Annotated in this window: 29 protein-coding genes; 14 read left to right on the top strand and 15 right to left on the bottom strand. The window is 64.7% G+C overall.

The features are described from left to right. Nucleotides 1-59 precede the first annotated feature (59 nt). The 3 genes from LLJ08_RS18100 (at nucleotide 60) to sutA (ending at nucleotide 2246) form a co-directional block, all read left to right on the top strand. The gene (locus tag LLJ08_RS18100; RefSeq protein ID WP_014821768.1) at nucleotides 60-1310 is read left to right on the top strand and encodes an ammonium transporter; all 1251 of its coding nucleotides are present in this window, start codon (nucleotides 60-62) and stop codon (nucleotides 1308-1310) included. A gap of 102 nt (nucleotides 1311-1412) precedes the next feature. Beyond that, on the top strand, nucleotides 1413-1838 hold the full coding sequence (locus LLJ08_RS18095; RefSeq protein ID WP_228207608.1) for a secondary thiamine-phosphate synthase enzyme YjbQ: 426 nt from the start codon (nucleotides 1413-1415) through the stop codon (nucleotides 1836-1838). Nucleotides 1839-1916: 78 nt separating this feature from the next. Beyond that, nucleotides 1917-2246, top strand: coding sequence for a transcriptional regulator SutA (sutA, locus tag LLJ08_RS18090; RefSeq protein WP_003283413.1), 330 nt, complete (start codon nucleotides 1917-1919; stop codon nucleotides 2244-2246). Nucleotides 2247-2318: 72 nt separating this feature from the next. Here the strand turns inward: sutA and LLJ08_RS18085 are convergent, their stop codons facing one another. From LLJ08_RS18085 to lptM, 6 genes are all read right to left on the bottom strand, one after another. After that, the gene (locus LLJ08_RS18085) at nucleotides 2319-3020 is read right to left on the bottom strand and encodes an HAD family hydrolase (RefSeq protein WP_228207607.1); all 702 of its coding nucleotides are present in this window, start codon (nucleotides 3018-3020) and stop codon (nucleotides 2319-2321) included. Further along, complete coding sequence (gene xerC / locus LLJ08_RS18080; protein WP_014821765.1) at nucleotides 3017-3916, bottom strand: tyrosine recombinase XerC; 900 nt, start codon at nucleotides 3914-3916, stop codon at nucleotides 3017-3019. Before xerC ends, LLJ08_RS18085 begins: the two co-directional genes overlap by 4 nt. Nucleotides 3917-3982: 66 nt before the next feature. Beyond that, on the bottom strand, nucleotides 3983-4678 hold the full coding sequence (locus tag LLJ08_RS18075; protein ID WP_014821764.1) for a DUF484 family protein: 696 nt from the start codon (nucleotides 4676-4678) through the stop codon (nucleotides 3983-3985). After that, nucleotides 4675-5505: a diaminopimelate epimerase gene (gene dapF, locus LLJ08_RS18070; RefSeq protein ID WP_042927465.1), complete on the bottom strand. Its 831-nt coding sequence runs from the start codon at nucleotides 5503-5505 to the stop codon at nucleotides 4675-4677. Before dapF ends, LLJ08_RS18075 begins: the two co-directional genes overlap by 4 nt. A 10-nt stretch (nucleotides 5506-5515) precedes the next feature. After that, nucleotides 5516-6763 carry a diaminopimelate decarboxylase gene (lysA, locus tag LLJ08_RS18065; RefSeq protein WP_041015176.1) on the bottom strand — a complete coding sequence of 416 codons (1248 nt, stop codon included), beginning with the start codon at nucleotides 6761-6763 and terminating at the stop codon, nucleotides 5516-5518. A 12-nt stretch (nucleotides 6764-6775) separates the two neighbouring features. Further along, entirely contained in the window at nucleotides 6776-6916 is a 141-nt protein-coding gene (lptM, locus tag LLJ08_RS18060; protein WP_014821761.1) for an LPS translocon maturation chaperone LptM, read from the bottom strand. A gap of 189 nt (nucleotides 6917-7105) precedes the next feature. On the opposite strand from lptM, the gene cyaY reads away from it, so the two are divergent. Further along, a complete protein-coding gene (gene cyaY / locus LLJ08_RS18055; protein WP_003301128.1) occupies nucleotides 7106-7438 on the top strand; it encodes an iron donor protein CyaY in 333 nt (110 codons plus the stop codon). A gap of 160 nt (nucleotides 7439-7598) precedes the next feature. Beyond that, nucleotides 7599-8003, top strand: a complete 405-nt coding sequence (gene rnk / locus LLJ08_RS18050) for a nucleoside diphosphate kinase regulator (RefSeq protein ID WP_014821760.1) — start codon at nucleotides 7599-7601, stop codon at nucleotides 8001-8003. A 175-nt stretch (nucleotides 8004-8178) separates the two neighbouring features. On the opposite strand, the gene LLJ08_RS18045 is transcribed toward rnk, so the two are convergent. From LLJ08_RS18045 to argH, 8 genes are all read right to left on the bottom strand, one after another. Beyond that, nucleotides 8179-11001 carry a class I adenylate cyclase gene (locus tag LLJ08_RS18045; protein ID WP_228207606.1) on the bottom strand — a complete coding sequence of 941 codons (2823 nt, stop codon included), beginning with the start codon at nucleotides 10999-11001 and terminating at the stop codon, nucleotides 8179-8181. A gap of 151 nt (nucleotides 11002-11152) precedes the next feature. Then, nucleotides 11153-11398, bottom strand: a complete 246-nt coding sequence (locus LLJ08_RS18040) for a TIGR02647 family protein (RefSeq protein ID WP_014821758.1) — start codon at nucleotides 11396-11398, stop codon at nucleotides 11153-11155. 78 nt (nucleotides 11399-11476) lie between these two features. Next, nucleotides 11477-11920 (bottom strand): hypothetical protein, encoded by a 444-nt coding sequence (locus tag LLJ08_RS18035; RefSeq protein WP_228207605.1) that lies wholly within the window; start codon nucleotides 11918-11920, stop codon nucleotides 11477-11479. Nucleotides 11921-11992: 72 nt separating this feature from the next. Further along, on the bottom strand, nucleotides 11993-12520 hold the full coding sequence (locus tag LLJ08_RS18030) for a hypothetical protein (RefSeq protein WP_228208959.1): 528 nt from the start codon (nucleotides 12518-12520) through the stop codon (nucleotides 11993-11995). Between the two features lie 93 nt (nucleotides 12521-12613). Beyond that, nucleotides 12614-13762 (bottom strand): NnrS family protein, encoded by a 1149-nt coding sequence (locus LLJ08_RS18025; protein WP_228208958.1) that lies wholly within the window; start codon nucleotides 13760-13762, stop codon nucleotides 12614-12616. Between the two features lie 35 nt (nucleotides 13763-13797). Further along, nucleotides 13798-14277, bottom strand: a complete 480-nt coding sequence (locus LLJ08_RS18020) for a GNAT family N-acetyltransferase (protein ID WP_228207604.1) — start codon at nucleotides 14275-14277, stop codon at nucleotides 13798-13800. Between the two features lie 23 nt (nucleotides 14278-14300). After that, nucleotides 14301-14846 carry an AAA family ATPase gene (locus LLJ08_RS18015; protein WP_014821753.1) on the bottom strand — a complete coding sequence of 182 codons (546 nt, stop codon included), beginning with the start codon at nucleotides 14844-14846 and terminating at the stop codon, nucleotides 14301-14303. Then, nucleotides 14843-16237 (bottom strand): argininosuccinate lyase, encoded by a 1395-nt coding sequence (gene argH, locus LLJ08_RS18010; RefSeq protein WP_228207603.1) that lies wholly within the window; start codon nucleotides 16235-16237, stop codon nucleotides 14843-14845. The genes LLJ08_RS18015 and argH overlap by 4 nt, the downstream gene beginning before the upstream one ends. 206 nt (nucleotides 16238-16443) lie before the next feature. Here argH and LLJ08_RS18005 point away from each other — a divergent pair, with 206 nt between their 5' ends. The 9 genes from LLJ08_RS18005 (at nucleotide 16444) to LLJ08_RS17965 (ending at nucleotide 24815) form a co-directional block, all read left to right on the top strand. Further along, nucleotides 16444-17502, top strand: coding sequence for a sensor histidine kinase (locus tag LLJ08_RS18005; protein WP_041015348.1), 1059 nt, complete (start codon nucleotides 16444-16446; stop codon nucleotides 17500-17502). After that, nucleotides 17499-18245, top strand: coding sequence for a LytR/AlgR family response regulator transcription factor (locus LLJ08_RS18000; protein ID WP_014821750.1), 747 nt, complete (start codon nucleotides 17499-17501; stop codon nucleotides 18243-18245). Before LLJ08_RS18005 ends, LLJ08_RS18000 begins: the two co-directional genes overlap by 4 nt. A gap of 155 nt (nucleotides 18246-18400) precedes the next feature. Further along, nucleotides 18401-19339: a hydroxymethylbilane synthase gene (hemC, locus tag LLJ08_RS17995; protein ID WP_014821749.1), complete on the top strand. Its 939-nt coding sequence runs from the start codon at nucleotides 18401-18403 to the stop codon at nucleotides 19337-19339. Continuing rightward, nucleotides 19336-20106 carry a uroporphyrinogen-III synthase gene (locus LLJ08_RS17990; protein WP_125877003.1) on the top strand — a complete coding sequence of 257 codons (771 nt, stop codon included), beginning with the start codon at nucleotides 19336-19338 and terminating at the stop codon, nucleotides 20104-20106. Before hemC ends, LLJ08_RS17990 begins: the two co-directional genes overlap by 4 nt. 16 nt (nucleotides 20107-20122) lie before the next feature. Next, nucleotides 20123-21316, top strand: coding sequence for a uroporphyrinogen-III C-methyltransferase (locus LLJ08_RS17985; protein ID WP_228207602.1), 1194 nt, complete (start codon nucleotides 20123-20125; stop codon nucleotides 21314-21316). After that, nucleotides 21313-22533 (top strand): heme biosynthesis HemY N-terminal domain-containing protein, encoded by a 1221-nt coding sequence (locus LLJ08_RS17980; protein ID WP_228207601.1) that lies wholly within the window; start codon nucleotides 21313-21315, stop codon nucleotides 22531-22533. Before LLJ08_RS17985 ends, LLJ08_RS17980 begins: the two co-directional genes overlap by 4 nt. Nucleotides 22534-22640: 107 nt before the next feature. Next, nucleotides 22641-23132, top strand: a complete 492-nt coding sequence (locus LLJ08_RS17975; protein WP_014821745.1) for a disulfide bond formation protein B — start codon at nucleotides 22641-22643, stop codon at nucleotides 23130-23132. 258 nt (nucleotides 23133-23390) lie between these two features. Beyond that, complete coding sequence (locus LLJ08_RS17970) at nucleotides 23391-23858, top strand: Rsd/AlgQ family anti-sigma factor (RefSeq protein ID WP_014821744.1); 468 nt, start codon at nucleotides 23391-23393, stop codon at nucleotides 23856-23858. A gap of 102 nt (nucleotides 23859-23960) precedes the next feature. Continuing rightward, the gene (locus LLJ08_RS17965; protein WP_228207600.1) at nucleotides 23961-24815 is read left to right on the top strand and encodes an AlgP family protein; all 855 of its coding nucleotides are present in this window, start codon (nucleotides 23961-23963) and stop codon (nucleotides 24813-24815) included. On the opposite strand, the gene LLJ08_RS17960 is transcribed toward LLJ08_RS17965, so the two are convergent. After that, nucleotides 24791-25267 carry a TIGR02444 family protein gene (locus LLJ08_RS17960; RefSeq protein WP_041015167.1) on the bottom strand — a complete coding sequence of 159 codons (477 nt, stop codon included), beginning with the start codon at nucleotides 25265-25267 and terminating at the stop codon, nucleotides 24791-24793. The two genes, LLJ08_RS17965 and LLJ08_RS17960, sit on opposite strands and share 25 nt — an antisense overlap. Nucleotides 25268-25327 lie beyond the last annotated feature (60 nt).

Raw genomic sequence — 25327 nt, 5'->3', positions numbered from 1 at the left:
CGGCATGCGATGGCCTGTGGACCGAACAGCGCACAAAGCGCGACAGCAAGAGGTGAAACATGGATAGCACTGCATTGATACCCGTCCAGTACGGACTCGATACCTTCTACTTCGTGATCTGCGGAGCGCTGGTGATGTGGATGGCGGCAGGTTTCGCCATGCTCGAAGCCGGTCTGGTCCGGGCGAAGAACACCGCCGAGATCCTCACCAAGAACATCGTGCTCTACGCGCTGGCGTCGATCATGTATCTGCTGGTCGGCTACTACATCATGTACTCCAGCCCGGACGGCGGCATCCTGCCGAGCCTGGGCTTCCTGATCGGCGACGAGAACGCCGTCGACGTGGTCGCCGCCGGTGGTGAGGACGCGCCTTACTACTCCGCGCGTGCCGACTTCTTCTTCCAGATCGTGTTCGCCGCGACCTGCATGTCGGTGGTTTCCGGTGCGGTGGCCGAACGCATGAAGCTGTGGGCGTTCATCGCCTTCGCCGTGGTGATGACCGGCTTCATCTACCCGGTTCAGGGCTTCTGGAAGTGGGGCGGTGGTTTCCTCGACGCGGCGGGTTTCCTCGACTTCGCCGGCTCGGGCATCGTACACATGGCCGGTGCGGCGGCTGCTCTGGCGGGTGTGCTGCTGCTCGGTCCGCGTAAGGGCAAGTACGGTGCGAACGGTCAGATCAACGCCATCCCCGGTGCCAACATGCCGCTGGCGACCCTCGGTGCCTTCATCCTGTGGATGGGCTGGTTCGGCTTCAACGGTGGCTCGCAGCTGAAGATGAGCACCATCGAAGACGCCAATGCCGTCGCTCAGGTCTTCGTCAACACCAACATGGGCGCTGCAGGCGGCCTGATCGCCGCGCTGATCACCGCGCGTCTGCTGTTCGGCAAGTCCGACCTGACCATGGTGCTCAACGGCGCGCTGGCCGGCCTGGTGGCGATCACTGCCGAACCGCTGACCCCGAGCGCTCTGCAGGCGACCCTGATCGGCGGCGTGGGTGGTGTGCTGGTGGTGTTCAGCATCCTTGGCCTGGACAAGCTCAAGCTCGATGACCCGGTCGGTGCCATCTCCGTGCACGGTGTTGCCGGCATGTGGGGCCTGCTGGCCGTGCCTCTGACCAACGCCGATGCCACCTTCGGTGCCCAGCTGCTGGGTCTGGTGTCGATCTTCCTCTGGGTGTTCATCGCCAGCCTGATCGTCTGGGGCATCATCAAGGCGGTGATGGGCCTGCGTGTCAGCGAGGAAGAGGAATACGAGGGCGTGGACGTCGTCGAGTGCGGTCTGGAAGCCTATCCGGAGTTCACTCGCCAGTAACGATTCGCTGGTTCATGACAAGGGCGCCTTTTGGCGCCCTTTGTTTTTTTTGGCGCCACGCTAGAATGCGCGCGACCAGCCGTTGAACATGAGTCTTTGAACATGTGGCAACAGACCCTGATCACCTTGCGCGCGCAGCCACGCGGCTTTCATCTCGTCACTGATGAGCTGCTCGACGCACTGCCGGAACTGCGGCAATGCCGGGTCGGTCTGTTACACCTGTGGCTGCGGCATACCTCGGCCTCGCTGACGATCAACGAGAATGCCGATGCAGCGGTTCGACGAGATTTCGAGCGCTTCTTCAATTGCCTGGTGCCGCAGGGTGAGGGAGGCTACGAGCACGACTACGAAGGGCCGGACGATCTGCCGGCGCATTTCAAGGCCAGCCTGCTCGGCTGCCAGTTGAGCCTGCCGGTCAGCGATGGGGGGCTGGCACTCGGTACCTGGCAGGGCATCTATCTCGGAGAGCACCGCGACCAGGGTGGCGCGCGGCAGATTGTGGCAACGCTGCACGGGACGGCAAGTTGAATTTTTTTTGGCGGTGTCGGTCTTTCCGCATCGCTGGGCTATAACTTACTCCGCTTTGGCAAGGCCATGAGGTTGAACATGAGCGACGAAGAACTAGAACAAGACGATCTGGACGTTAGCGACGAGGAGGAAGGGGAGGAGCTGAACGCTGCCGATGATGGCGACGACAGTCTCGACGACGAAGGGACCGACAGCGAGCGCGCTACGCCGGCCAAGAAGGCCAAGGCGAAGGCCGTGGAACCGGACGAACTGCCGAGCCTGGAAGCCAAGCAGAAAGAGCGCGATGCACTGGCGCGGGCCATGGAAGAATTTCTCGCGCGTGGCGGCCAAGTGCAGGAAGTCGAGCCCAATGTGGTCGCCGACCCGCCGAAGAAGCCGGATAGCAAGTACGGCAGTCGCCCTATCTGAGCACCAAAAAGAATTGCGCAAAAGCCCGCCTCCCAAGGCGGGCTTTTGCGCATCTGGCGTCTGGCTTCTCGCTCAGTCGCCGCGCCAGCCGAGCAGCAGCTTGGGCAATTCGGCCAGGCTCTGGATTTGCGCATCGGGATGGTAATCGTGCGGCCAGGCGGCGCGCTTGGGGTTGAACCAGATCGCCCGCATGCCCGCCTGTTGCGCTCCGGCGATGTCATCCAGCGCGTGGTCGCCGACGTGCACGGCCTGTTCCGGGCGCGCATCGCCCAGGCGCAGGGCTTGCTGGAACGGATGCGGGTCGGGCTTGCCGACGCCCAGCTCCTCGGCGCACAGGGTGAACTGGAAATAGTCGGCCAGGCCCAGGCGGCGCACGTCGGCATTGCCGTTGGTGATCACGCCGAGGGTGTAGTGATTGGCGAGAAATTCCAGGGTGGGCTGCACGTCCGGGAAAATCTGCACCTGGTGGCGCGCATCGAGAAACACCTGGAAGGCCTGTTCGGCCAACTCGTCCGCTTCGTCGGCGGGATAGCCGGCATCGTGCAGCGCGTGCTGCAGGATGCGCCGGCGCAGCTCGCTGATACGGTGGCGCAGCGCCGAGTCCTGCTCCACCAGCATGCGGCGGATCGCGCCGAGGGCTTCGACGGGAAATTCGCCCAGGCGCGGTGCATGCACGCCGAGCCAGTCGCGCAGGGCGGTCTCGGCGCTCTGGATGGCCGGCGTGGTTTCCCAGAAGGTATCGTCCAGGTCGAAGGTGATCAGGCGAATGCTCATGTGTCGGTGTCCTGCTTGCGCTTGGCGCGCGGATGCGCCTGATCGTAGACCTTGGCCAGGTGCTGAAAGTCCAGATGGGTGTAGATCTGCGTGGTGCCGATGTCGGCGTGGCCGAGCAGCTCCTGCACCGAGCGCAGGTCCTGCGACGACTCCAGCAGATGGCTGGCGAAGCTGTGGCGCAACATGTGTGGATGCAGGTGCTGGCCAAGCTCGCGCACGCCGGCCTGGCGCACTCGCACTTGCACGGCCCGCGCGCCGAGACGGCGACCCTGCTGGCCGATGAATACCGCGCCATCGGCCGGGTTGGCGAGCGCACGTACAGGCAACCAGGCTTGCAAGGCCTCGCGCGCCTTGCGCCCTACCGGCAGCTCGCGCACCTTGTTGCCCTTGCCGAGCACTCGCACCATGCCTGCCGGCAGGTCGAGCTGGTCGAGGTTCAGGCTGACCAGTTCCGAAAGCCGCAGGCCGGATGAATAGAACAGCTCGAGCATCGCCTGATCGCGCAGGCCGATGAAATCGTCCTCGACGCCACCATCGAGCAGCTGCATGGCGCGATCGGTATCCAGCAGCTTCGGAAGACGTCGTTCACCTTTCGGCGCGGACAGGCCGGTAGCCGGATCGTGCTGGCAGAGGCCTTCCTGATTCAGGTAGCGGTAGAGGCCGCGCACCGATGAGAGCAGGCGCGCCACGCTGCGGCTGGACTGGCCCTGGCGATGCAGCTCGCCGACCAGCTGGCGCAGGTGTCGGCCTTGCAATGCATTCCACTCGGCGATGTTTTCGCGCTCGCAGTAAGTCAGCAGCTTGTTCAGGTCGCGGCGGTAGCCGTCCAGCGAGTGGCCCGACAGCTGCCGGGCGCTGCGCAGGTGTTCGAAGTAGGCGTCGAGTTCGTTCTGCATGAACAGGCTCCAGCCTCAGGCCGCGAGCAGGCGCGTGTGGTGCGTGGCGTTGGTCGGCAATTGCGCTCAGCGTACCGAGCGCAGCGGCGTACCGAAGCGCGGCAGCACGCGGGTCAGCACTTCGGCGATATAACCGAGGAACAGCGTGCCCAGCGAGCTCTTGTAGTGCTGTGGATCCGGGCTGCCGATCGCCAGTACGCCCAGCTGATTGTTCAGGCTGACTACCGCCGCGGAGCCCACGCTGCTGCTGTCTTCGGCGCCGAACAGAAAGCTCAGCTCGTGCGGGCGGAGCACGCCGCAGATGGTCTTGCCGCCGTCGAGCAGTCCGCCGATGCTCTGCTGCGCCTCGCCGGTGCTGACGCAGCGGCCCACCGGCAGTGTCGCGTCGCTGAACAGGATCAGGCTGACGTAGGGCACCTGGAACTCGTGGCGCAGGCTGTCTTCCACCGCGCTGACCACTTCTTCCAGGCTGCTGGCGTCGAGCAGGTCGAGCACCAGCCGGCGGGTCTTGTCGAACAGACGGTCGTTGTCGCGCGCCACGTCCATCAGTTGCGACAGGCGATGGCGCATCTCGATGTTGCGCTCACGCAGCAGCTTGACCTGACGCTCCACCAGCGACACCGCGGTGCCCGGCTGATGGGGAATGCGCAGCTCAGGGATCAGCTCGTCGTGGTCGACGAAGAATTCCGGGTGGGCGCGCAGGTAGGCGGCGACTGCTTCGGCGTCGGGTAGCGGGGTGCTGCCCTGAGTCTGGTCGGTCATAGGCGAACCTGTCCTTCAAATACACGAACGGCGGGGCCGGTCATCATAACCGGCTGCCCGGGACCTGCCCATTCGATGGACAGGCGGCCACCCGGCAGCTCGATCTGTACCGGCGAATCCATCCAGCCCTGGCGTATTGCCGCGACCGCAGCCGCGCAGGCGCCGGTACCGCAGGCCTGGGTTTCCCCGGCGCCGCGTTCCCACACGCGCAGCCGCGCATGGCAGCGATCGACGACCTGCAGGAAGCCGACATTGACCCGCTGCGGAAAGCGCGGGTGATGTTCGATCTTCGGTCCGAGTTCATGCACAGGTGCCTGCTCGACGCTGTCGACGCGCAGCACCGCATGGGGGTTGCCCATGGACACGGCGGCCAACTCGACGCGCTGGCCATCGACTTCGAGCGGATAGCTCAGGGCTTCCTGGTCGGCCTGGAACGGAATCTCGGACGGCACCAGTCGCGGCGGACCCATGTCGACGCGGATCTGCCCATCGGGACGGATATCCAGCTCGATGATGCCGCCCTTGGTTTCGACCTTGATCTTGCGTTTCACGGTCAGGCGCTTGTCGACCACGAAGCGGGCGAAGCAGCGCGCGCCGTTGCCGCACTGCTCCACTTCCGAACCGTCGGAATTGAAGATGCGGTAGCGGAAATCCACGTCCGGGTTCTGCGGCGGCTCGACGATCAGCAGCTGATCGAAACCGACTCCGGTGTGGCGATCGCCCCACTGCTTGGCGTGCTTGGGCTGGATGTGCGCGTGCTGGCTGACCAGGTCGATGACCATGAAGTCGTTGCCCAGACCGTGCATCTTGGTAAAGCGCAGAAGCATGATCTTGGCCTCAAGTGGGCAGCAGGCTTTCGCCGGCGTATAGCTCCTGAACGCTCTCGCGACGGCGCACTTCGAAGGCCTGGTCACCGTCCACCAGCACCTCGGCGGCGCGGCCGCGGGTGTTGTAGTTGGAGCTCATGACGAAGCCGTAGGCACCGGCCGAACACACCGCCAGCAGGTCGCCCTCGACCAGCGCCAGCTCACGATCCTTGGCGAGGAAGTCGCCGGTTTCGCAGATCGGTCCGACGATGTCGTAGCGACGCGTATCGCCTTCGTGCGGCTGCACCGCGATGACGTTCATCCACGCCTGGTACAGCGCCGGACGGATCAGGTCGTTCATCGCCGCATCGACGATGGCGAAATCCTTGTGCGCGGTGTGCTTGAGGTATTCCACGCGGGTCAGCAGCACGCCGGCGTTGGCGACGATGGAGCGGCCTGGCTCGAACACCAGCGCCAGCCCGCGGCCTTCGATGCGCTGGCGCACGGCCTGGATGTAGTCACCGGCCAAAGGTGGCTGCTCGTCGCGGTAACGCACGCCGAGGCCGCCACCGAGGTCAAGGTGACGAATCTGGATGCCGCGTGCGGCGAGGCGCTCGGTCAGTGCGAGCAGGCGGTCGAGGGCATCGAGGAAAGGCGGCAGGCTGGTCAGCTGCGAACCGATATGGCAGTCGACACCGACCACTTCCAGGTTCGGCAGCTCGGCGGCACGGGCGTAGACCGCCTCGGCATTGTCGATATCGATGCCGAACTTGTTCTCTTTGAGACCTGTGGAAATGTACGGGTGGGTGCCGGCATCGACGTCCGGATTGACCCGTAGCGACACCGGCGCCTTTTTGCCAAGCTCGGCGGCGACCTGCTGCAGGCGCTCCAGTTCATCGGTGGATTCCACGTTGAAGCAGTGCACGCCGACTTCCAGCGCTCGGCGCATGTCGTCACGGGTCTTGCCGACGCCAGAGAAGACGATACGGTCCGGCTGTCCGCCGGCGGCCAGTACGCGCTCCAGCTCACCGCGCGAGACGATGTCGAAACCGGCGCCGAGACGTGCCAGGACGTTCAGCACGCCCAGGTTCGAATTGGCTTTGACGGCGAAGCAGACCAGATGCGGCATGCCATCCAGCGCATCGGCATAGGCCCGGTATTGGGCTTCGATGTGCGCGCGGGAATAGACGTAGGTCGGGGTGCCGAAGCGTTGCGCAAGTGCGGGCAGTGCCACGCCTTCCGCGAAGAGTTGACCGTCGCGGTACGAGAAGGCCTCCATGAACAGCCTCCTTTAGAGTTCGAAACGGTCTTTGGAACGTTCTTTGACGGTTTTCTCGTCATCCGGCAGGTACAGCGGACCTTTCTGGCCACAACCGCTGAGCGCGGCGGCGAAGACGGCGAGTGCGATGAAGGGAAGCAGAAGGCGCTTCATGGGGACTGGAATCCTTGAAAAATCTAATCGCCGGAGTATACCCAGCACCCGGCGGATTGCCTATGCGAGCAGCACGTCACACGGCGGCCGTGCTGGCGGGCGGCTCGCTTGATCCGGCTGCGCCCTGCTAAGCTCGCCGCCATCGCATGCGGCCCGCGTCGCGTGCAGAACAATTCGAGGAAGTGTTGCATGAGCCTGAGCGAAGCCCGTTATCACGATCTGGTCGATGCTGTGCAGGAGAGCGTCGAGGACGTATTCGATGACACCAGTCTGGACGTCGACCTGGAGAACTCCGGTGGTGTGCTGACCGTGCGCTTCGATAACGGCAGTCAGCTGATCCTCAGCCGCCAGCCCGCGTTGCGCCAGCTGTGGGTCGCGGCGCGCTCCGGCGGCTTTCATTTCGACTACGACGAAGGCAGCCAGCTGTGGCTGTGCGATGCAAGCGGCGAGCGCCTCGGAGAGCTGCTCTCGCGGGTGACGCTGGAGCAGGGCGGCGAAGCGCTGGAATTCGAGGATATCTGACGCAATCTGCGTGCAGCCCCCGCGGGCCGGGCGCTGCCGGTGGGGCCCTTGCTTATTCGGGCTGCTGTGATAGTGTCTTCGCAGGTCAACAAAACCCCGCCTTCGGGCGGGGTTTTGCTTTTTTCGTGTTTTATTTTTTCGCAGGAGCTTGCCAGAACCCATGACCAGTGCACCGCCGATCATCCTTACCCAACTCGATCTGCAGCGCCTTGAGCGGCTGCTCGACAGTCTGGACGACTACGGTCCGGCCGCCGAAGCGCTCGAGCAGGAACTGTCGCGGGCGCAGATCGTGGAACGCAGCGAGATGCCTGCGGGCGTCGTGACCATGAATTCGCGCGTGCACTGCCGCGACGAAGGCACGGGCAAGGACTACCACCTGACGCTGGTCTATCCCCACGACGCTGGCAAGGAAGGCACCGTGTCCGTCCTCGCACCGGTCGGTACGGCGCTGCTGGGCATGAGTGTCGGCCAGCACATCGACTGGCCGACTCCATCCGGCAAGATGATCAAGCTCACCCTGCTCGCGATCGAATACCAGCCCGAAGCGGCAGGCGATCCGTTCTGACGGGCGACGCTTGCGAGATGATCAGCCTGGCCGCCGCTGCGATCGGGCTGGTAGCAGCTTTCCGCAGCTCTGCCTTTGTTGGCGCGAAAAGCGTTGGATAGCCACTGCGCAATGCAGCTGGTTCGTCAGGCCGGAACCTCGTCGAGACGCTGGCTGAAGCCCCGTCAGCGCCCTCTTATGACTCCATTGCCGCGTTCAGCGCCGCCTCCAGGCGCGCCTTGTAGCGCAGGTACTGGACCGTCTGGCTGCGTCCGCTGCCGTGCAGGCCGGTGAGGTCGAGGTCGGTGATGTAGCAGGGGTAGCGTTCGCCGTCGCGGCGTCGGGAAATGATCGTGCGTGTCACGGCGGCGAACAGCTCGGCCCCATATTCCAGGCCGGAAAACTCCTGATGGTTACAGTACAGGGTGACCTGCGAGCGACCGTTTTCGCCCGCTTCGACAATCGCCTGCACGTCGTAGAACGGATCGTTGACCTCGCCCTGGGGCGCCGGTCTTCGTTCCAGTTGTGCCGGTCGCGCGTCTTGTCCGGGTTGAATGCGGTAGAAGAGGATCGCCGGGTCGACCAGCTCCTGGCTTTGGCCGGGCTGCTGCGCGTTACGCCGATACAGCATCGACTCGAGAAAGCGCATCAGCGGGCGCAGCAGGGTGCGCTCGTCGCGATAGGGCAGCTGCTGGCGCCAGAGGGCATTGCATTCATCGAGCACGCTGAGTTCGGCGATTTCCCCGGCCGTGCGGTAGAACACCTGCAGGCATCCCGGGCGGCCTTGCGCAAGAATCAGCGCCAGATCGTCACCGTCCAGCGCCGCACGATCGAGACGGAGCGGGCTGTAGGCGTGGTGAGCCTCGCCAAGGTGTTCGAGCAGTGCGGCGCGATCGCTCAGGTGGGTGAGACGCAGCGCGTCAGCGTCGCGCTGCAGCATGTGGAAATGCTGGCGAACCTGAAGCAGGTAGCGTCCATGAGCGACGCTGGCAAGGCTCTGGCGGGCATCCTCGAATATCTGCTCGACCCGCCGCGCGATGGCCTGTCCGCGATTGCGGGCGAAGCAGAAGACCTGCAGTTGCGGTGCCTGCACGACCCGCTCGAGGCTATCCAGATAATCGCGCAGGCACAGCGGCAGCGCCTTCGGCCCTTCGTAGCGGGTCACCAGCATCTCGTTCCAGCTGTTGAGCGTGACCTGGTCCACGCTCAGCACCAGGCTTTCTGGCGCCGCGTTCAGCATCGACTGCTCGCCGATGGCAGATGCTGTTGGGGCTTGCTGGGTGGGGTCCAGGCCGATGTTGATCAGCAGCAGCACCCGGCTTGGTTTGCTCGCGGCCAGTAGCGCTTCTTCGTCCACCGGGCATAGCGGCATCGGCAGCGCACGGCGCAGGTCGCTGAACAGGGCGAACAGTTCCGCTTCGCTAAGGCCGCTGTCGCCAGGGAACAGGGACAGGTGGGTGCTGACATCCACCACGCCGTTGCGGTGACACCAGGCCAGCAGCGCGACCAGCTCGCGAGAGCGCTTCAATGGGGCGAAATTGCTCAGTTCCGGCGCGGTGAGCTGGCCCTGATAGAGCGACCAGCGCACATCGCCCGCAGCGTCGTAATCGTGCACCAGGGTCAGGCTGTGTTCAGCCATATCCGGCGAGATACCAAGATTGACCACCTCGACCTTGCCGGCCTTGCGTTCGATCGCGGCGTACAGGCGACGACCCAGTACGCCGAGGTCGCGACTGGTGAGCGGACTGGTGGCCTGAAGGCGTCGGGTGAAGTCGCTGAGAAAGCGATAGCCGTAGGTCAGTTCGTTGACCAGCACGCGACGTTCCTGGCTGACCTGACGCACTTTCCAGTGGCCACGGTTGTCGAGCAGTGCGAACTGCCGCTCGTCCCAATGCCAGTCGTGGGTCAGCTGCTCAAGCAGGCTGCGCTGCCAGCTCTTGTTGCGGTTGACCGGCGGCCGGCTCAGCGGTCGATTGATCTTCAGGTACAGGCAGCGCCGCGCCAGCTCCAGGCGCTCGTGGTCGCCGCGCGCGCCGAGGTAATGCTCGATGGCAAGGTAGGCAGCGATATACGGGTCGAGCTCGTTCAGATCGAACCGCCCTTGATAGATGGCCTGTTTGAAGTCCAGCGCCAGGCAGCGCAGCTGCGGATACTGACTGGCGTAGACCTCCACCAGCAGCAGCTTGAACAGCGATTTGTAGGGCGAGGCTATGGCCTTGTAGAGCTGCCAGAGTCCGGCGCCGACGAACTCGCCGGGCGGCACCTGGCCCAGGTGGCCGAGGTCGAGTACTTCGTCGGCGCGCACGAAACGCTTGGCCAGCAGCGTCGCCACATACTCGTCGTAGCGGTGCTCCTCGTAGTCCGGCACCAGCCACCAGAGCGGGGTGCGCCCGCCGAGCCAGAGCGCCGTACGGTAGAACTCGTCGAGCAGCAGGTAGTGCTGGGTGGTGCCACAGTCATCGGAGGTCAGCCTGGCTTCGCGCTGGCCATGGGTGAATCGTTGCGGATCGACCAGAAAGAAGTGCGCTTCGCTGCCCTGGCTCGCCGCCCAGGCTTGCAGCAGTTCGCACTTGCGGCGCAGCTCCTCGATCTGGCCGGCGTCCAGGGCGGGGTCGTGGCAGACCCACACGTCCAGATCGCTGTGTTCGTCCTGCGCCACGGTGCCGAGGCTGCCCATGAGGAACAGGCCGAGTATCGGCTGCGGCAGTTTTCCGCGCGCCGACTTGTAGGCGAACGAGCGGCTCAGGCGCTGTGCTTCGGCGAGCTGTTCGGCGTCCGGCACGAAGTGCGCGAGTCCGGCAGGGGTAGTCGCCGAGACATAGCCGGGGAGAATTGGATGGTTGACGTGAAACAGCAGCGGCAGCAACTTCAGCACCTGCTGCTGGCGCGTCGACATGGCCTGCAGGGCCCGCTCCAGGCGTGCCGAGTTGACCGCGAGAAAGCGCGCCCGCAGCGTGGTCAGCACCTTGCGGTCGATGCCTTCTTCGAGAATCGGGTGGATGTGTTGGGTGCGGGTCATTGTGGTTCGTGCAGGCGAGGCTAACCCCTGTTCATCGGCCAATCGGCGTGCGGCTTGAGGTGCGGTGCAAGTTTGCCTGCAGTGAGCGACCAACGGCCAGGGCCGGCGTCATCCGTGCCCTGGACTGGTGAAGCGGAACGGCATGGCGATGTCAGGCCGTGACGGTTTCCGAGAGGATGGTATGCAGCGTTTGCGCCTGTTCGGCCGCGTCGCGGCCAAGGCTGGTGAGGTAACCGCCGTCGGCCTGGGTGATCAGGCCCTTGGCGTGGAGGCGGCCGAAAGCGGCGATGGTGGCGGGGCTGGCTTCGTGATGCACCTTCAGCCCTTCCTGCAGATTTTCCAGATTGAACTGTCGGAGTACGTCCAGTTCGGCAACCAGCTCAGGGGTGTACGACATGCTCGCTCCTCGGATGGTGGGCTCATGCCCTGTTTGCTGAGTGTAGATGCTGTCGGTGGCCCTGCCTTGATCCAGATCCTATTCGGATGCTTCCGGCAGTTCCGGCAGCTGGCGCAGCATGGCCTCGTAGGCGGCACCGTCGAAAGGACGGTCCTCGCTGAGCATCGTGCGGATCTCATGGGCCAGGACCAGCGCCATCATCTGCAGGCATTCGTCCCGCTCGTAGCCGACCAGGGTGAGCTTGTTCAGCGTGGCCTGGGTAGCCGCGGGCTCGCCGGCTTCAAGTTGGTTCTCGATCGCCTGGATCAGGGTCGACTCGGCGAAGGCTTCATCTTCATCGTTGCTGGGATTGTCTTGCACCATGGCGGGGGTCTCGTCGAGCGGTGCCGGATTTTCTGCGTCCAGCTGGCAGATCGTGCAGCTGCCGTCATCCGGGCGGTTGGTTTCGACGTAGCGTACCCGGCGTTGGGCGGCCTGGCGATCAGCATCGACGCGATAGCGGGGGCGGTCTGAATCGGACATGGGTTCCTCCATACGGATGCGTCCAGCTAAGCACCTGCTGCCACGTGGAGCAATGCTGCGGTGTGCGGTGCGTCAGTCCATCAGGCTCAGGGCCAGGCAGAGCAGGCCAAATGCGCTCCAGACCAGCGAAAAGATGATTGGCGTGCGCAGCGAAAACAGCAGGGTGCGCTTGTAGCGAGGCCCACCGACCGGGCTGCTGCCTTCGCCGAACAGCGCCGATTCGTTGTTCGGAAGCATGCCGACGCGGCCTTCGAGCTGCAGCAGTTCGGACTGTTTCTGATGCCAGCGCTCGATGACGTCGAAATTGGACTTGATGCCGGGCATCGCGTGCAGCGATGTGATGAGGCCAAGCACCGAGAGAATCGCCGGCACCACCAGGCGGAACAGCTCGCCCCATTCAGGGTTGCTGTTGGCCATCGACGAGGCAAAGGCAATCATCAGGAACGACTGCGACGACAGGTAGGCGCTGGTGCGTTCGGCCAGCAGCGAGGACTCGAAATGTATTTCGGAGCGGTAGAAGGTCAGGCGCTCCTTGGGCGAGTCGAAGAGCTCGGCGCCCTGGGTGTCCTGGTTCAGCAGCAGGGTGCGCAGGTCGGTCATGCAGGCCTCGGCGAATGCGGCGGCGGACATGGGAGGAGTCGCCGGCGGTTGCATGTAGGTCAAGCGTAATGCGTGAGAGTTCCGGTTGATGACTCAGTTGTCAGCGTTGCCGCGAGGGCTGTCCGCGTGCGCGTCGCGACAACGCCAGAGCAGCAAGGTCAGCGCCAGAAAGGCCAGCGACCAGCAACCGGCGGCGAGCAGCAGCCAGGCTGGGTGAGGCTGACTCAGCAGGGCGGGCAGCACGCGAGCCAGCGCCGCCAGGGTGATCAGCAACGCCACGCCCTGTATCCAGGGCTGCGCCCCGGGATCGCGGAAACGGTAGATCAGCCGCGTGCGGGCCATGACCGCGAAAGTCAGACTGCCCAACGCGCCGACGGTCAAGGCGTGCAGCGTTGCGTTCAATGGCAGCGCCGGTAGCAGCGTACCCAGGCCAAGCAATAGCAGGCCAATGGCGAGCCAGGCATAGCCGAGCAGCAGCGTCAGCAACTCCGGCCGCGCGCAGCGCCAGGGTTGCCAGCGCAGCAGGCGGATGGTCGTGAGTACGGCAGCGGCGACCAGTACGGCGCCGGTGAGTTGCCGGGTCAGCGGCCAGGGCAGGAGATTCAACAGCAGGGCGAGGCCGAGCAGGATCAGCACGGCGCCTTCGATCTGCGGCTGCACCCGCGCATCCAGTCGCCATCCCCGGCTCTGCGCGTAACCGGCGATGGCTGGCGCGATGATCCGTCCGCCCATGAAGAACATCAGGGTGGCGAGCAATAGCAGCGCCTCCTCCAGCATGAGGCGGTCGTAGCTAGCTCCAAAGCCGCCGCTGGCGATGGCGCTGAGCAGACTCAGCCCGGCGACCACGGGTGCGACGCTCTGGTTACGCCATTTCTTCGCGGCGCCGAGAAAGCGCGGCAACACTTTCCAGGCAAGGCCGGTGGCAAAGGCGGCGGCGCAGATCAGTGCCAGCCACGAGCCTGGCCACAGCAGGAAGCTCAGTCGTGCCAGCGCCCAGCAGCCGAGCAGCGTCAGGGTAAAGCGCAGTCGCTGCGGGCCGAGCAGGTAGCCGGCGATCACCGCCAGGGCAAAGCCGAAGAGCATTTCGTGGGCGTGACCGGCGGATGTGGCGAGCCCGGGCAACGCGGGAAGCAGGCCAAGTAGTGCCAGTACCGAATACGGCAGGATCAGCGCCGCGTAGAGCGCGGCAGCTGGGAAGAACCAGGTATTGGCAAAGGGCAGGCGCGCTTTGCGCGGCGGCACCGCGGCGGGTGGCGCAGGCGTGCTGGAACGATTGCTCAACCGGCCGCGAACTCTGACAGTGCGTCGCCGGCAAGGCGGTAGCCGATCCACTCGTTCTGCGGCCTGGCGCCGATGGATTCGTAGAAGTCGATGGCTGGCTGATTCCAGTCCAGCACCGACCACTCGAAGCGCCCACAGCCGCGTGCCACCGCCAGTTTGGCCAGATAACGCAGCAGCGCCTTGCCGGCGCCGACGCCACGCTGCTGCGGGGTGACGTAAAGGTCTTCCAGATACAGACCGTGCTTGCCCAGCCAGGTCGAGTAGTTGAAGAAATACACCGCATAACCGATCGGCTCGCCGTCCAGCTCGCAGATCAGGCCATGTGCGGTGCTGCCGTCGGCGAACAGGCTGTTCTCGATGCCGGCGACGTCGGTCTTGACCTCGTGCTCGGCCTTTTCGTAGATGGCCAAGTCGGTGATGAAGCGCAGGATCAGCGCGGCGTCTTCGCGAACCGCGGGGCGAATGTGCAGAGACATTACAGGCAGGCCCTCAATAAGGTTTAACGGGACGACAGGTTCGCCAGAAAGGCGTTGATGGCCTGCCGTGAGTCCAGTCGTAGGTATCGGCAGGATGGCGGTGCGTTACGCATTTCCTCGGCGTAGCGCTGCCGGTAAACCGGGTGGCGGGTCCACGACCAAGCCAGGATGGATTGGCGTGGGTTCAATTTGAATAAATTGCTCCAGCGCTCGCGGTTGCCATTCCACAACTCCTCACGGCAGGCCAGGCGTCGCAGGGTGCGCCAGATGACTTGGCGCATTACCTTGTGGCGTGGCAGATCCAGCCAGATCACCATGTCCGAGCGCTCTCGCACCAACGGGCGCACCGCTGAATAATTGCCTTCTGCGACCCAGCCGTCGCCCTGCAGCGCATCACGGGTCGCCTGCTGAAACTGCTCGGTGGGCAATGGCTGCCAGCCCGGTTGATGGAACAGGGCATCCAGCTCGATATGGCGATAACCGAGCTGCTGCGCCAGACGGCGCGACAGCATGGTCTTGCCGGCACCTGAACAGCCGACCACCGAAATACGGCGGCCAGACGTGATCATCTGGTCGTCAGCAGATTCTTGCCACGAGCCACCGCGGCGCGCACCTGGTTCGGCGCGGTGCCGCCGATATGGTCGCGGGCGTTGACCGAGCCTTCCAGGGTCAGCACGGCAAACACGTCGTCAGTGATCTGGTCGCTGAACTGGCGCAGCTCGTCGAGGCTCATCTCGGCCAGGTCCTTGCCGGTCTGCACTCCGTACTTCACTGCGTGGCCGACGATCTCGTGGCAGTCGCGGAACGGCAGGCCCTTGCGCACCAGGTAATCGGCCAGGTCCGTCGCGGTGGAGAAGCCGCGCAGCGCCGCTTCGCGCATGATTTCGCGCCTGGGTTTGATCGCCGGGACCATGTCGGCGAAAGCTCGCAGGCTGTCGCGCAGGGTGTCGGCGGCGTCGAACAGCGGCTCCTTGTCTTCCTGGTTGTCCTTGTTGTAGGCCAGCGGCTGGCCCTTCATCAGCACCAGAAGGCCTGCCAGCGCGCCAAATACGCGGCCGGTCTTGCCGCGCACCAGCTCGGGTACGTCCGGGTTCTTCTTCTGCGGCATGATCGAGGAGCCGGTGCAGAAGCGATCCGGCAGGTCGATGAACTGGAACTGAGCGCTGGTCCAGAGCACCAGCTCTTCGGAGAAGCGCGACAGGTGCATCATCGCCACCGAGGCGGCGGAACAGAATTCGATGGCGAAATCGCGATCGGACACGCCATCCAGCGAGTTGCCGGAGATCGCTTCGAAACCCAGCAGTTCGCAGGTGATTTCCCGCTGGATCGGATAGGTGGTGCCGGCCAGCGCGGCCGAGCCGAGCGGCATGCGGTTGGTGCGCTTGCGGCAGTCGACCAGGCGCTCGTAGTCGCGGCTGAGCATCTCGAACCAGGCCAGCAGATGGTGGCCGAAGGTCACCGGCTGCGCGGTCTGCAGGTGGGTGAAGCCGGGCATGATGGTGTCCGCTTCGGCTTCCGCCAGACCCAGCAGGCCTTCTTGAAGACGGGTGATTTCGCCGAGGATCAGGTCGATTTCGTCACGCAGCCACAGGCGGATGTCGGTGGCGACCTGGTCGTTGCGCGAGCGGCCGGTGTGCAGCTTCTTGCCGGTCACTCCGATGCGGTCGGTCAGGCGTGCTTCGATGTTCATGTGCACGTCTTCCAGGTCGACGCGCCAGTCGAAGGTGCCGGCTTCGATTTCGCCCTGGATGTCTTTCAGATTGGCGATGATCTGGTCACGCTCATCGGCGTTCAGCACGCCGGCTTTTTCCAGCATCGTCGCATGGGCGATCGAACCCATGATGTCGTGGCGGTAGAGGCGCTTGTCGAACTCGACGGAGGCGGTGAATCGGGCGACGAAGGCGTCGACGGGCTCGCTGAAACGGCCGCCCCAGGACTGGTTGGTCTTGTCGGTGCTCATGTATGCGCTCGCTGAAATCCGAAGGCTGAGGAAAGGCGGCGATGATAACAGGGATGGCGCCGCTGTCGGGGACGTCGCCGCTACGGCGGCGAAGGGTGAGCTGGCTGGCAATTCCGGATTATTCCACTTGGCTGACCGGCGCCCGGCTTGCCGTTGACCGGGTGTGCAAGGAAACTGCCGGGCAGGTAAACCACAGGCTGAAGCGCGTGAAATCCACTGCCGTATCCGATGACTTCTTCGTCCCCGAGCTGTGCCAGCCCGATGCCTTGCTTGGCCTGGTCCTGCTCGCCGAGTTGCTGGTGTTCGTGCTGGTGCTGGCTGAGCCGATGCAGCCGGGCTTTGACTGGATGCGGCTGGCGCTGACGTCGTTGTTCGTGCAGTGGATCGTGCTGCTCTCGGCCGGCACCATGTGTCTGCTGCGGCCCGTGCTGGCGCGTCTGCGCACCGCCTTCGCCGGGCTGGCCTGCTGCGCGCTGGTGGTCGGGCTGACCCTGGCCTGCACCGCGGTGGCCGATATCTACCAGCTCGGCGGCCCGCTTTCGCGCGACGGGGAGGTCAATCTCTACCTGCGTCACGCGCTGATCAGCCTGATCATGTCCGGGCTGTTGCTACGCTATTTCTATCTGCAGAGTCAGTGGCGCCGCCAGGAGCAGGCCGAGCTGCGGGCGCGGATCGAGTCGCTGCAGGCGCGCATCCGTCCGCATTTCCTGTTCAACAGCCTCAACAGCATCGCCGCACTGGTGGCCAGCGATCCGGTCAAGGCCGAGCAGGCGGTGCTGGATCTGTCGGACCTGTTCCGTGCCAGCCTGGCGCGGCCCGGCACGTTGGTGGCCTGGAGCGAAGAGCTGGAGTTGTCGCGGCGCTACCTGTCGATCGAACAATATCGCCTGGGCGACCGTCTACAGATGGACTGGCAGGTCGCCGGCGTACCGGACGATCTGCCGATTCCGCAGCTGACGCTGCAACCGTTGCTGGAGAATGCGCTGGTGTATGGCATCCAGCCCCGTATCGAGGGAGGTGTGGTGAGCGTAACCGCCGATTATGTCGATGGCGTGTTTCAGTTGGTGGTCAGCAACCCCTTCGACGAAACCGCTCAAGCGCAGGCTTCACGCGGGACACGGCAGGGTCTGCAGAACATCGACGCACGATTAGCGGCACTTTTCGGTCCGCTAGCGAGTCTCAGCGTGGAGCGCCGTGAAGGCCGCCATTACACATGTCTACGCTATCCATGTGCGAGACAAACGCAGGAAGCCAGATCTATATGAATGTCCTGATTGTCGATGACGAACCTCTAGCCCGCGAGCGCCTCAGCCGACTGGTAGGTGACCTCGACGGCTATCGTGTCCTCGAGCCCGCTGCCAGCAATGGCGAAGAAGCACTGACGCTGATCGAGGAACTGCGCCCTGATGTCGTGCTGCTGGATATCCGCATGCCGGGGCTAGATGGCCTGCAGGTTGCAGCCAGGCTTTGCGAGACGGATGCGCCGCCTGCCGTGATCTTTTGTACTGCCCATGATGAATTTGCTCTGGAGGCTTTCCAGGTCAGCGCGGTTGGCTATCTGGTCAAGCCGGTGCGCCCGGAACACCTCACCGAGGCCTTGAAGAAGGCGGAACGGCCGAACCGAGTGCAGCTCGCTGCGTTGACCCGGCCGGCAGCGGTTTCCGGTGCCGGGCCACGCACCCACATCAGCGCGCGTACCCGCAAGGGCATCGAGCTGATTCCGCTGGACCACGTGATCTACTTCATCGCCGACCACAAGTACGTCACCCTGCGCCATATCGGTGGCGAGGTGCTGCTGGACGAGCCGTTGAAGTCTTTGGAAGACGAGTTCGGCGAGCGCTTCGTGCGTATTCACCGCAACGCGCTGGTGTTCCGTGATCGTATCGAGCGCCTGCAGCGCACGCCGCTCGGGCATTTCCAGCTGTTCCTCAAGGGGCTCGAGGGTGAGGCGCTGACGGTGAGCCGTCGCCATGTGGCCGGTGTGCGCAAGCTGATGCAGAACCTCTGAACCAGTACGGTTCGCTGCGTTGGAGGCCGTCAGCTCGTGCAGCTGGCGGGCGCTGGCGCGGTGGCGTGACACCACCTTTTACTTGATTCCGGCCAACCCAGGCTGGTTGTCCGGCCTGTTATCATCGCCGGCAATTCACTGTTCTGGAATTGCCCATGTCTCGCGAAATTCGCATCGCTACCCGCAAGAGTGCCCTGGCCCTGTGGCAGGCCGAATACGTCAAGGCGCGCCTGGAGGCGTCGCACCCAGGGCTGAAGGTCAGCCTGGTGCCGATGGTCAGCCGCGGCGACAAGCTGCTTGACGCGCCGCTGGCGAAGATCGGCGGCAAGGGCCTGTTCGTCAAGGAGCTGGAAACGGCGCTGATGGAGAACGAAGCGGACATCGCCGTGCACTCCATGAAGGATGTGCCGATGGAGTTTCCCGAAGGGCTAGGCCTGTACTGCATCTGCGAGCGCGAAGACCCGCGCGACGCCTTCGTCTCCAATCATTTCGACGACCTCGATGCACTGCCGCCCGGCAGTGTGGTCGGCACCTCGTCGCTGCGCCGTCAGGCGCAGCTGCTGGCACGTCGGCCGGACCTGAAGATCCAGTTCCTGCGCGGCAACGTTAACACCCGACTGGCCAAGCTCGATGCTGGCGAGTACGACGCCATCATTCTCGCTGCCGCCGGGCTGATCCGCCTTGGCTTCGGTGAACGCATCCGCTCCAGCATCAGCGTCGACGAGAGCCTGCCGGCCGGCGGTCAGGGTGCGGTCGGCATCGAATGCCGTACCACCGACAGCGAACTGCATGCGCTGCTGGAATGCCTGAACCACGCGCCGACCGCGACACGTGTCGTCGCCGAGCGCGCCTTGAACAAGCGCTTGAACGGCGGCTGCCAGGTGCCGATCGCCTGTTACGCGGTGCTCGAAGGCGAGCAGCTGTGGTTGCGCGGATTGGTCGGCCAGCCGGACGGCACCGTGCTGCTGCGCGCCGAGGGCCGTGCGCCCGCCGCCGATGCCGAGGCGCTGGGTGTGCAGGTTGCCGAAGCGCTGCTGGATCAGGGCGCGGAGCAGATTCTCCAGGCAGTCTACGGCGAGGCTGGTCACGCGTGACCAGCTGGCGTCTGCTGCTGACCCGGCCGGCCGAGGAGTGTGGCGCGGTTGCGGCGGTATTGGCTGAAGCAGGGATTCACAGTGCCAGCCTGCCGCTGCTGGCGATCGAACCCTTGCCGGAAACCGCCGAGCAGCGCGCGACGGTTCTCGAGCTGGATCGCTACTGCGCGGTCATTGTGGTCAGCAAGCCGGCGGCCCGGCTGGGTATCGAGCTACTCGATCGCTATTGGCCGCAACCTCCGCTCGGCCCAGCCTGGTTCAGCGTCGGTGCCGCCACCGGCGCGATACTCGCCGACTACGGACTGGACGCCAGCTGGCCGGAGCGCGGCGACGACAGCGAGGCGCTGCTGGCGCTGCCGCGGCTCGGCGAGGCGTTGGCCCGACCCGATCCGAAGGTGCTGATCCTGCGCGGGGAGGGCGGTCGCGAGCTGCTCGCCGAGACATTGCGCGCGCGCGGGGTGCAGGTGGATATCCTCGAGCTGTACCGGCGCTACTTGCCCGATTACCCCGCGGGAACGCTCGCCGCCACGCTCCGCTCGGAACGGCTCAACGGCCTGGTGGTCAGCAGTGGGCAGGGTTTGCTGTCGCTGCGTGAGCTGGCGGCCGATACCTGGCCTGAATTGCTTGAGCTACCCTTGTTCGTACCCAGTCCGCGGGTAGCGGAGATGGCTCGGCAGTTGGGCGCCAAACGAATTGTGGATTGCCGCGGCGCCAGCGTCGCGGCCTTGCTGGCGGCGTTGCGGGAAACCGCGGTGGCCGCCTCCTGAAGCAAAGGATGGAAACGTGAGCGAAGCAGATTCCAAGAAAGAACCGCTGCAACCCCCCGCCAGTGAGCCGACCCCCGCTGTTGATCCGGTCAAACCCGCCAAGCCTGCGCCATCCAGGCCGGCGTCCAGCGGTGGCGGGAAGTCTCTTGCGGCTCTGGCCTTGCTGGTCGGCCTCGGCGGTGTGGCGCTTGGCGGCTATGGCGTCTGGCAGCTGCAGCAGCTTGGCGCCGACGAGGATCGTCAGCTCGAAGCCCTGCAGAGTGCCGATGAGAAGACTCGCCAGCTGGCCGAGCGTGAGCGTGAGCTGGCGGCACGTCTGGGCCGGCTGGAGCAGCTGCCTTCGGCTAGCGAGCTGGAGGAGCGGCGGCGCTTGCTGGCGACATTGCAGAGCGATCAACAGCGCCTTTCCGGGCGTGTCGAGCAGGTGCTCGGTGCCAGTCGCGAAGAGTGGCGCCTGGCCGAGGCCGAACACCTGCTGCGCATGGCGATGCTGCAGCTCTCAGCCATGCAGGACGTGAACAGCGCCGAGATGCTGGTGCACGAAGCTGACCTGATTCTGCAGAAGCAGGACGACCCCGGTGCCTACAGCACGCGGCAGAAACTGCTGGAAGGGCTCGAAGCCCTGCGCAGCCTGCCGGAGCTCGATCGCACCGGGCTGTTTCTGCAGCTCGGCGCCTTGCGCGGGCAAACCGCTCAGCTCAGCGCGCTGGCACCGGAGTTCGTCAATGGCGAGGCGCAGTCGGAAAGCGCGCAGGACAGCCGCTGGCAGCGCTGGCTGAACGAGCTGACGCGCTATGTGCGTGTGGAGTTCGATGCCAGTGGCGACGTCAAGCCGCTGCTCGCCGGGCAGACCCTGGGGCAGGTGCGACTGGCCCTTTCGCTGGCCATCGAGCAGGCCCAGTGGGCGGTGCTCAATGGCAATGCCGAGGTCTACCGGCAGTCGCTGGAGCAGGCCAGCTCTGTGCTCAAGGATCACTTCAGCGAAGACAATGGCCAGGCGAGTGGCCTGCGCAAGCGTCTCGACGAGCTGTCACGGCGCGAGGTGGAGGTGACCCTGCCTGATCTCGCGCCAGCATTGCAGGCGCTGCAGGGCTACGTGCAGAAGCGTGAGCGCGGCGATGAGGCGCAAGCGCCGGAATCGTCTGAATCCTCAGATTCGCCGGCTCAGCCCGAGGCGGAGAGTGAGGCGCAGGAGGCTCAGCGCACATGAAACGTCTGGCTCTTGTATTCATCCTTCTGCTGGCGATCGCGGGCTTTCTCGGCTGGGCAATCAGCCAGAGTGCCGGCTACGTGCTGATCACCTACGACCAGTTCCGTTACGAATCCAGCTTCTGGGTATTCCTCGCCCTGGTCGGCTGCCTCTGGCTGGTGGCCATGGTGGTGCACTGGTTGCTCGGGCTGCTGCAGGTCTCCGGGGCGCTGGTCAACCCCTGGTCGCGCCGGCACCGCGTCCGGCGGGTGGAGAAGGCTTCTCGCCGTGGGTTGCGCGAGCTTGCCGAGGGGCAGTGGGCGCCGGCGCTGGGGCATCTGCAGCTGGCGGCAGAAAAGGATCAGCAGCCGCTGGTGCATTACCTGGGTGCTGCGCGCGCAGCCAATGAGCTGGGTGAATATGCGCAGAGCGACGAGCTGCTGCAGAAGGCGCGCGAGCGCGAGCCCGAGGCGGCGCTGGCGATCGGCCTGACGCAGGCGCAGCTGCAGATCGCCCGCGGCCAGTATGTCGAGGCGCGCGCATCGCTTGGTGACCTGCAAAACGATCATCCGCGTCACCCTTACGTTCTTACCTTGCTCCAGCAACTCTACGTGCAGCTGGAGGACTGGTCGGCGCTGTGCCGGTTGCTGCCGGAGCTGCGCAAGCACCGCGTGCTGCCACCGGCACGCCTGAACGAGTTGGAAGTGCTGGCCTGGACTGCCGCGGTGGAACAGGCCGGTCAGCCGTCCGAACTGCCTGCCGAGACCAGCCTCGAAGCGCTGAACCAGCGCTGGCAGACTGTGCCCAGCGCGCTGCGCAGCGAGCCGTTGGTGGTGCGTGCGTATGCGGATGGGCTCGCTCGTCTCGGCGCCCAGGTGAAGGCCGAAGAGGTGCTCTACACGGCGATCAAACGCCAGTTTGATGATCGCCTGGTCGAACGCTATGGAAGGGTGCAGGGCCGCGATCCGGCGCGCCAGCTCGCACACGCCGAAGGCTGGCTCAAGGATCATCCACAGAACCCGGTGCTGCTGCTGGCGCTGGGGCGGATCAGCCTGCGCAACGAGCTGTGGGGCAAGGCGCGTGATTACCTGGAAGCGAGTCTGCGCTTCGATCATCGTCCGGAAACCTGTGCCGAGCTGGCGCGGCTACTAGCTCAGCTGGGTGATACCGAAAGCAGCAATCGGCTATTCCAGCAGGGCGTGGTTCTGCTCGATCGCAATCTCCCGGCCACCTTGTGATCGGTTAGTCAGGTCCGCCATGTGGCGGGCCTGACGCTGCCGCGCGGCTTGTAAGCCTATCGACGTTTCCACTACCGTAGCGAACTTTTCCAGCTAGTGGAGCCATCATGCGCCTGGCCAGCCCTCGTTCCCTGTTCGCTCTCGCCTCTCTGGGCAGCGCCCTGCTGATCGCCATCGCGCTCTACATGGAGCACGTGATGGGGCTTGCGCCTTGCCCACTGTGTATTGTCCAGCGCATCTGCGTCATCGGTTTCGGCCTGATCTGCCTGGCCGCGGCGATTCACGGGCCCGCAAAGACGGGGCGGCGTGTCTACTCCGGTTTCGCCTTGCTCTTCGTGGCTGCCGGCGCGGCCACGGCGATTCGCCAGATCTGGTTGCAGAGCGTGCCTGCCGATCAGCTGCCGAGCTGCCTGCCGAGCCTGGAATACATGATGGAGGCGTTGCCGTTTCAGGAGATCGCGCGGCTGGTGCTGCACGGTACCGCCGAGTGCGCCGAGGTGAGCTGGACCATGCTCGGCCTGAGCATCCCCGAGTGGAGTCTGCTGGGCTTCATCGGCATGGCCATCGTCTGTGCGTGGCAACTGCTGCGTCGCGACTGAACCGATCTTTACCTTCCCCTGGCGAACTCCCGTCACGCTTGTGCGGTCTTCTTCTCGACGTGCGGTATCCACCCGGTGCCGCTGCGCTCGAAGATTCGTCGGCATTTTGCTTGATGCTTCGAGCAGCGCGGCATAGTCTGCTCGTGCGGTGACGGATTCTTGCCACTCGTCACCGTCACTCACCCAAAGGCCGATACCGAAAGACAAAAACGTCTCGGAATGGCGTAAAGCAACATCGATTAGGGAAGTGAGGTCATCATGCTCGAGAGCTGTCGGAATGCCCAGGAACGCTGGGGTGGTGTACATCTGCTGATCGACCGTTGGTTGAACGAGCGCCACGCGCTTATCAATGCGTACGACGGGCTGCATACCGAGCGTGACGATGCCGCCGCTCGCCAGGCCCTGCAGCGGTTTTGCGAATATCTGGTCGACTACGTCTCTGCCGGCCACTTCGAAATCTATGAACAACTGCTCGCCGAGGCCGAAGCCTTCGGTGATGCTCGTGCCATCGAACTGGCCAAGCAGATCTATCCGCGTATCGAAACCATCACCCAGGTCTCGCTGGGCTTCAACGATCGTTGCGAGAAGGGCGATTGCTTGGGTAGCCCGGGCTTGGCCGATGAGCTCAAGAAACTCGGTCAGCTGTTGCATGAGCGGTTCGAGCTGGAAGACTGCCTGATCGAGGTGCTGCATACCGCGCATAAGCAGGCGGCTGCTCCGGCCTGAGATCTTCCATCCGCTTCGGCGGGTGTGGCGCTTCGCGTCCCCTGGCGGCCACCTGGCGGGCCGTCTAGTATGGGGGCATCGTTCCCGCCAGGAGGCACTTTCATGCCCGCGAAGAAGAAGTCGGTCACCACTCCGCTGCATCTGTTGCAGCAGCTTTCCCACAGTCTCATCGAGCATCTGGACAAAGCCTGCAGCCAGGCGATCAAGGATGCGGAAAGTGCGCTCGCCAAGCTGCAAAAGCAGCGTGGCAAGGCGCAAGACAAATTGACCAAGGCGCGCGCCAAGCTCGACGAGGCCGGCAGCACGGGCAAGACCAAGGCGCAGACCAAAGCGCGCTCCCGGCTCGGCGAGCTGGAAGAATCCCTTGCATTGCTGCAGAGCCGGCAGAGCGAAACCCTGACTTACCTGGCCGACCTCAGGCGCGATGCCGAGCAGAGCCTGAAGCTGGCTCAGGGCATCCGCAAGGTCGCAGATGACGCTGACAAGGCCTTGCGCGCCCAGCAGCAGGCGACGGCCGTCAAGCCCGCCGCAACCTCCCGTCAGGCAGCGCGCAAGCCGGCCAGCAAGGCCGCCCCGACTGCAGCCAAATCGCCAGCAGCATCCGCCAAGGCTCCGACCACCAAGGCAGCGACAGCGCCGGCGGCTAAAACGCCAGCCAAGGCTCCAACGAAAGCACCGACCAAGACAGCAGCGAAGACATCAGCTGGCGGTGCCGCGGCCAAGCCTGCAGCCTCACGTCCTGCAACGGCCAAGGCACCGACTCGCGCCCGCTCGGCTACTGTGGCCAAACCCGCTGCGGCCGCGCAATCAGCTGACAGTGCAGCGCCCGCCGCGGCTGACTCAGCGGCCAAGCCTGCGACTGCGAAGCCCGCCGCCAAGGCCGTGGCGAAAAAGCCTGCCACTCGCAAACCTGCAGCCAAGCGCACCGCGACTCAGACACCGGCCAGCTCCAGCTGAGTCTGATAGGCCGCGTTGCGCAGGGTTTCCAGCGCAACGCGGCAACTACCTTTCGGCGCAAGAGCGCTCAACCACTGGTTGGCGTCAGCGCTTTCGTCCCATTCGCGGCTTGCCGTCTGTAGCCGTTCCAGCAGGCTGCGCTCGGCTTGCAGTTCCAGTGTCTTGAGTGTTTTGCGCAGTTCTCGCAGCGCTTCGTCCTGTTCAGCCGGCGAGCGCCATGCCTGACGCAGTTCGCGCAGCGGCTCCACCACTATGTGTCGCCAGGGTGCAGCGACTTCTTCCAGCGCACACATCCGCTCCTGATTGCAGGCCACCCCGCGTGCTTCCAGCCAGGCCGCGCAGATCAGCACACAGACGTCCGCCCCCTGACTTTGCAGTTCCAGGCAGGCAGTCTCGACCCCCTCTCGTGCGTAGCAGTTGAGGGCAAACGTCCAGAGATCCAGGTTGGGCATAAGTGGTACGCCTTTTTTTGCGGGTGGCCCGGCTGGCTTTCCAGGCGAACTGATAAACTC

Origin of the sequence: Stutzerimonas chloritidismutans (assembly GCF_020783375.1) — a bacterium.
GTDB lineage: Bacteria > Pseudomonadota > Gammaproteobacteria > Pseudomonadales > Pseudomonadaceae > Stutzerimonas > Stutzerimonas kunmingensis.
This window is presented reverse-complemented; position numbering and strand designations above follow the sequence as displayed.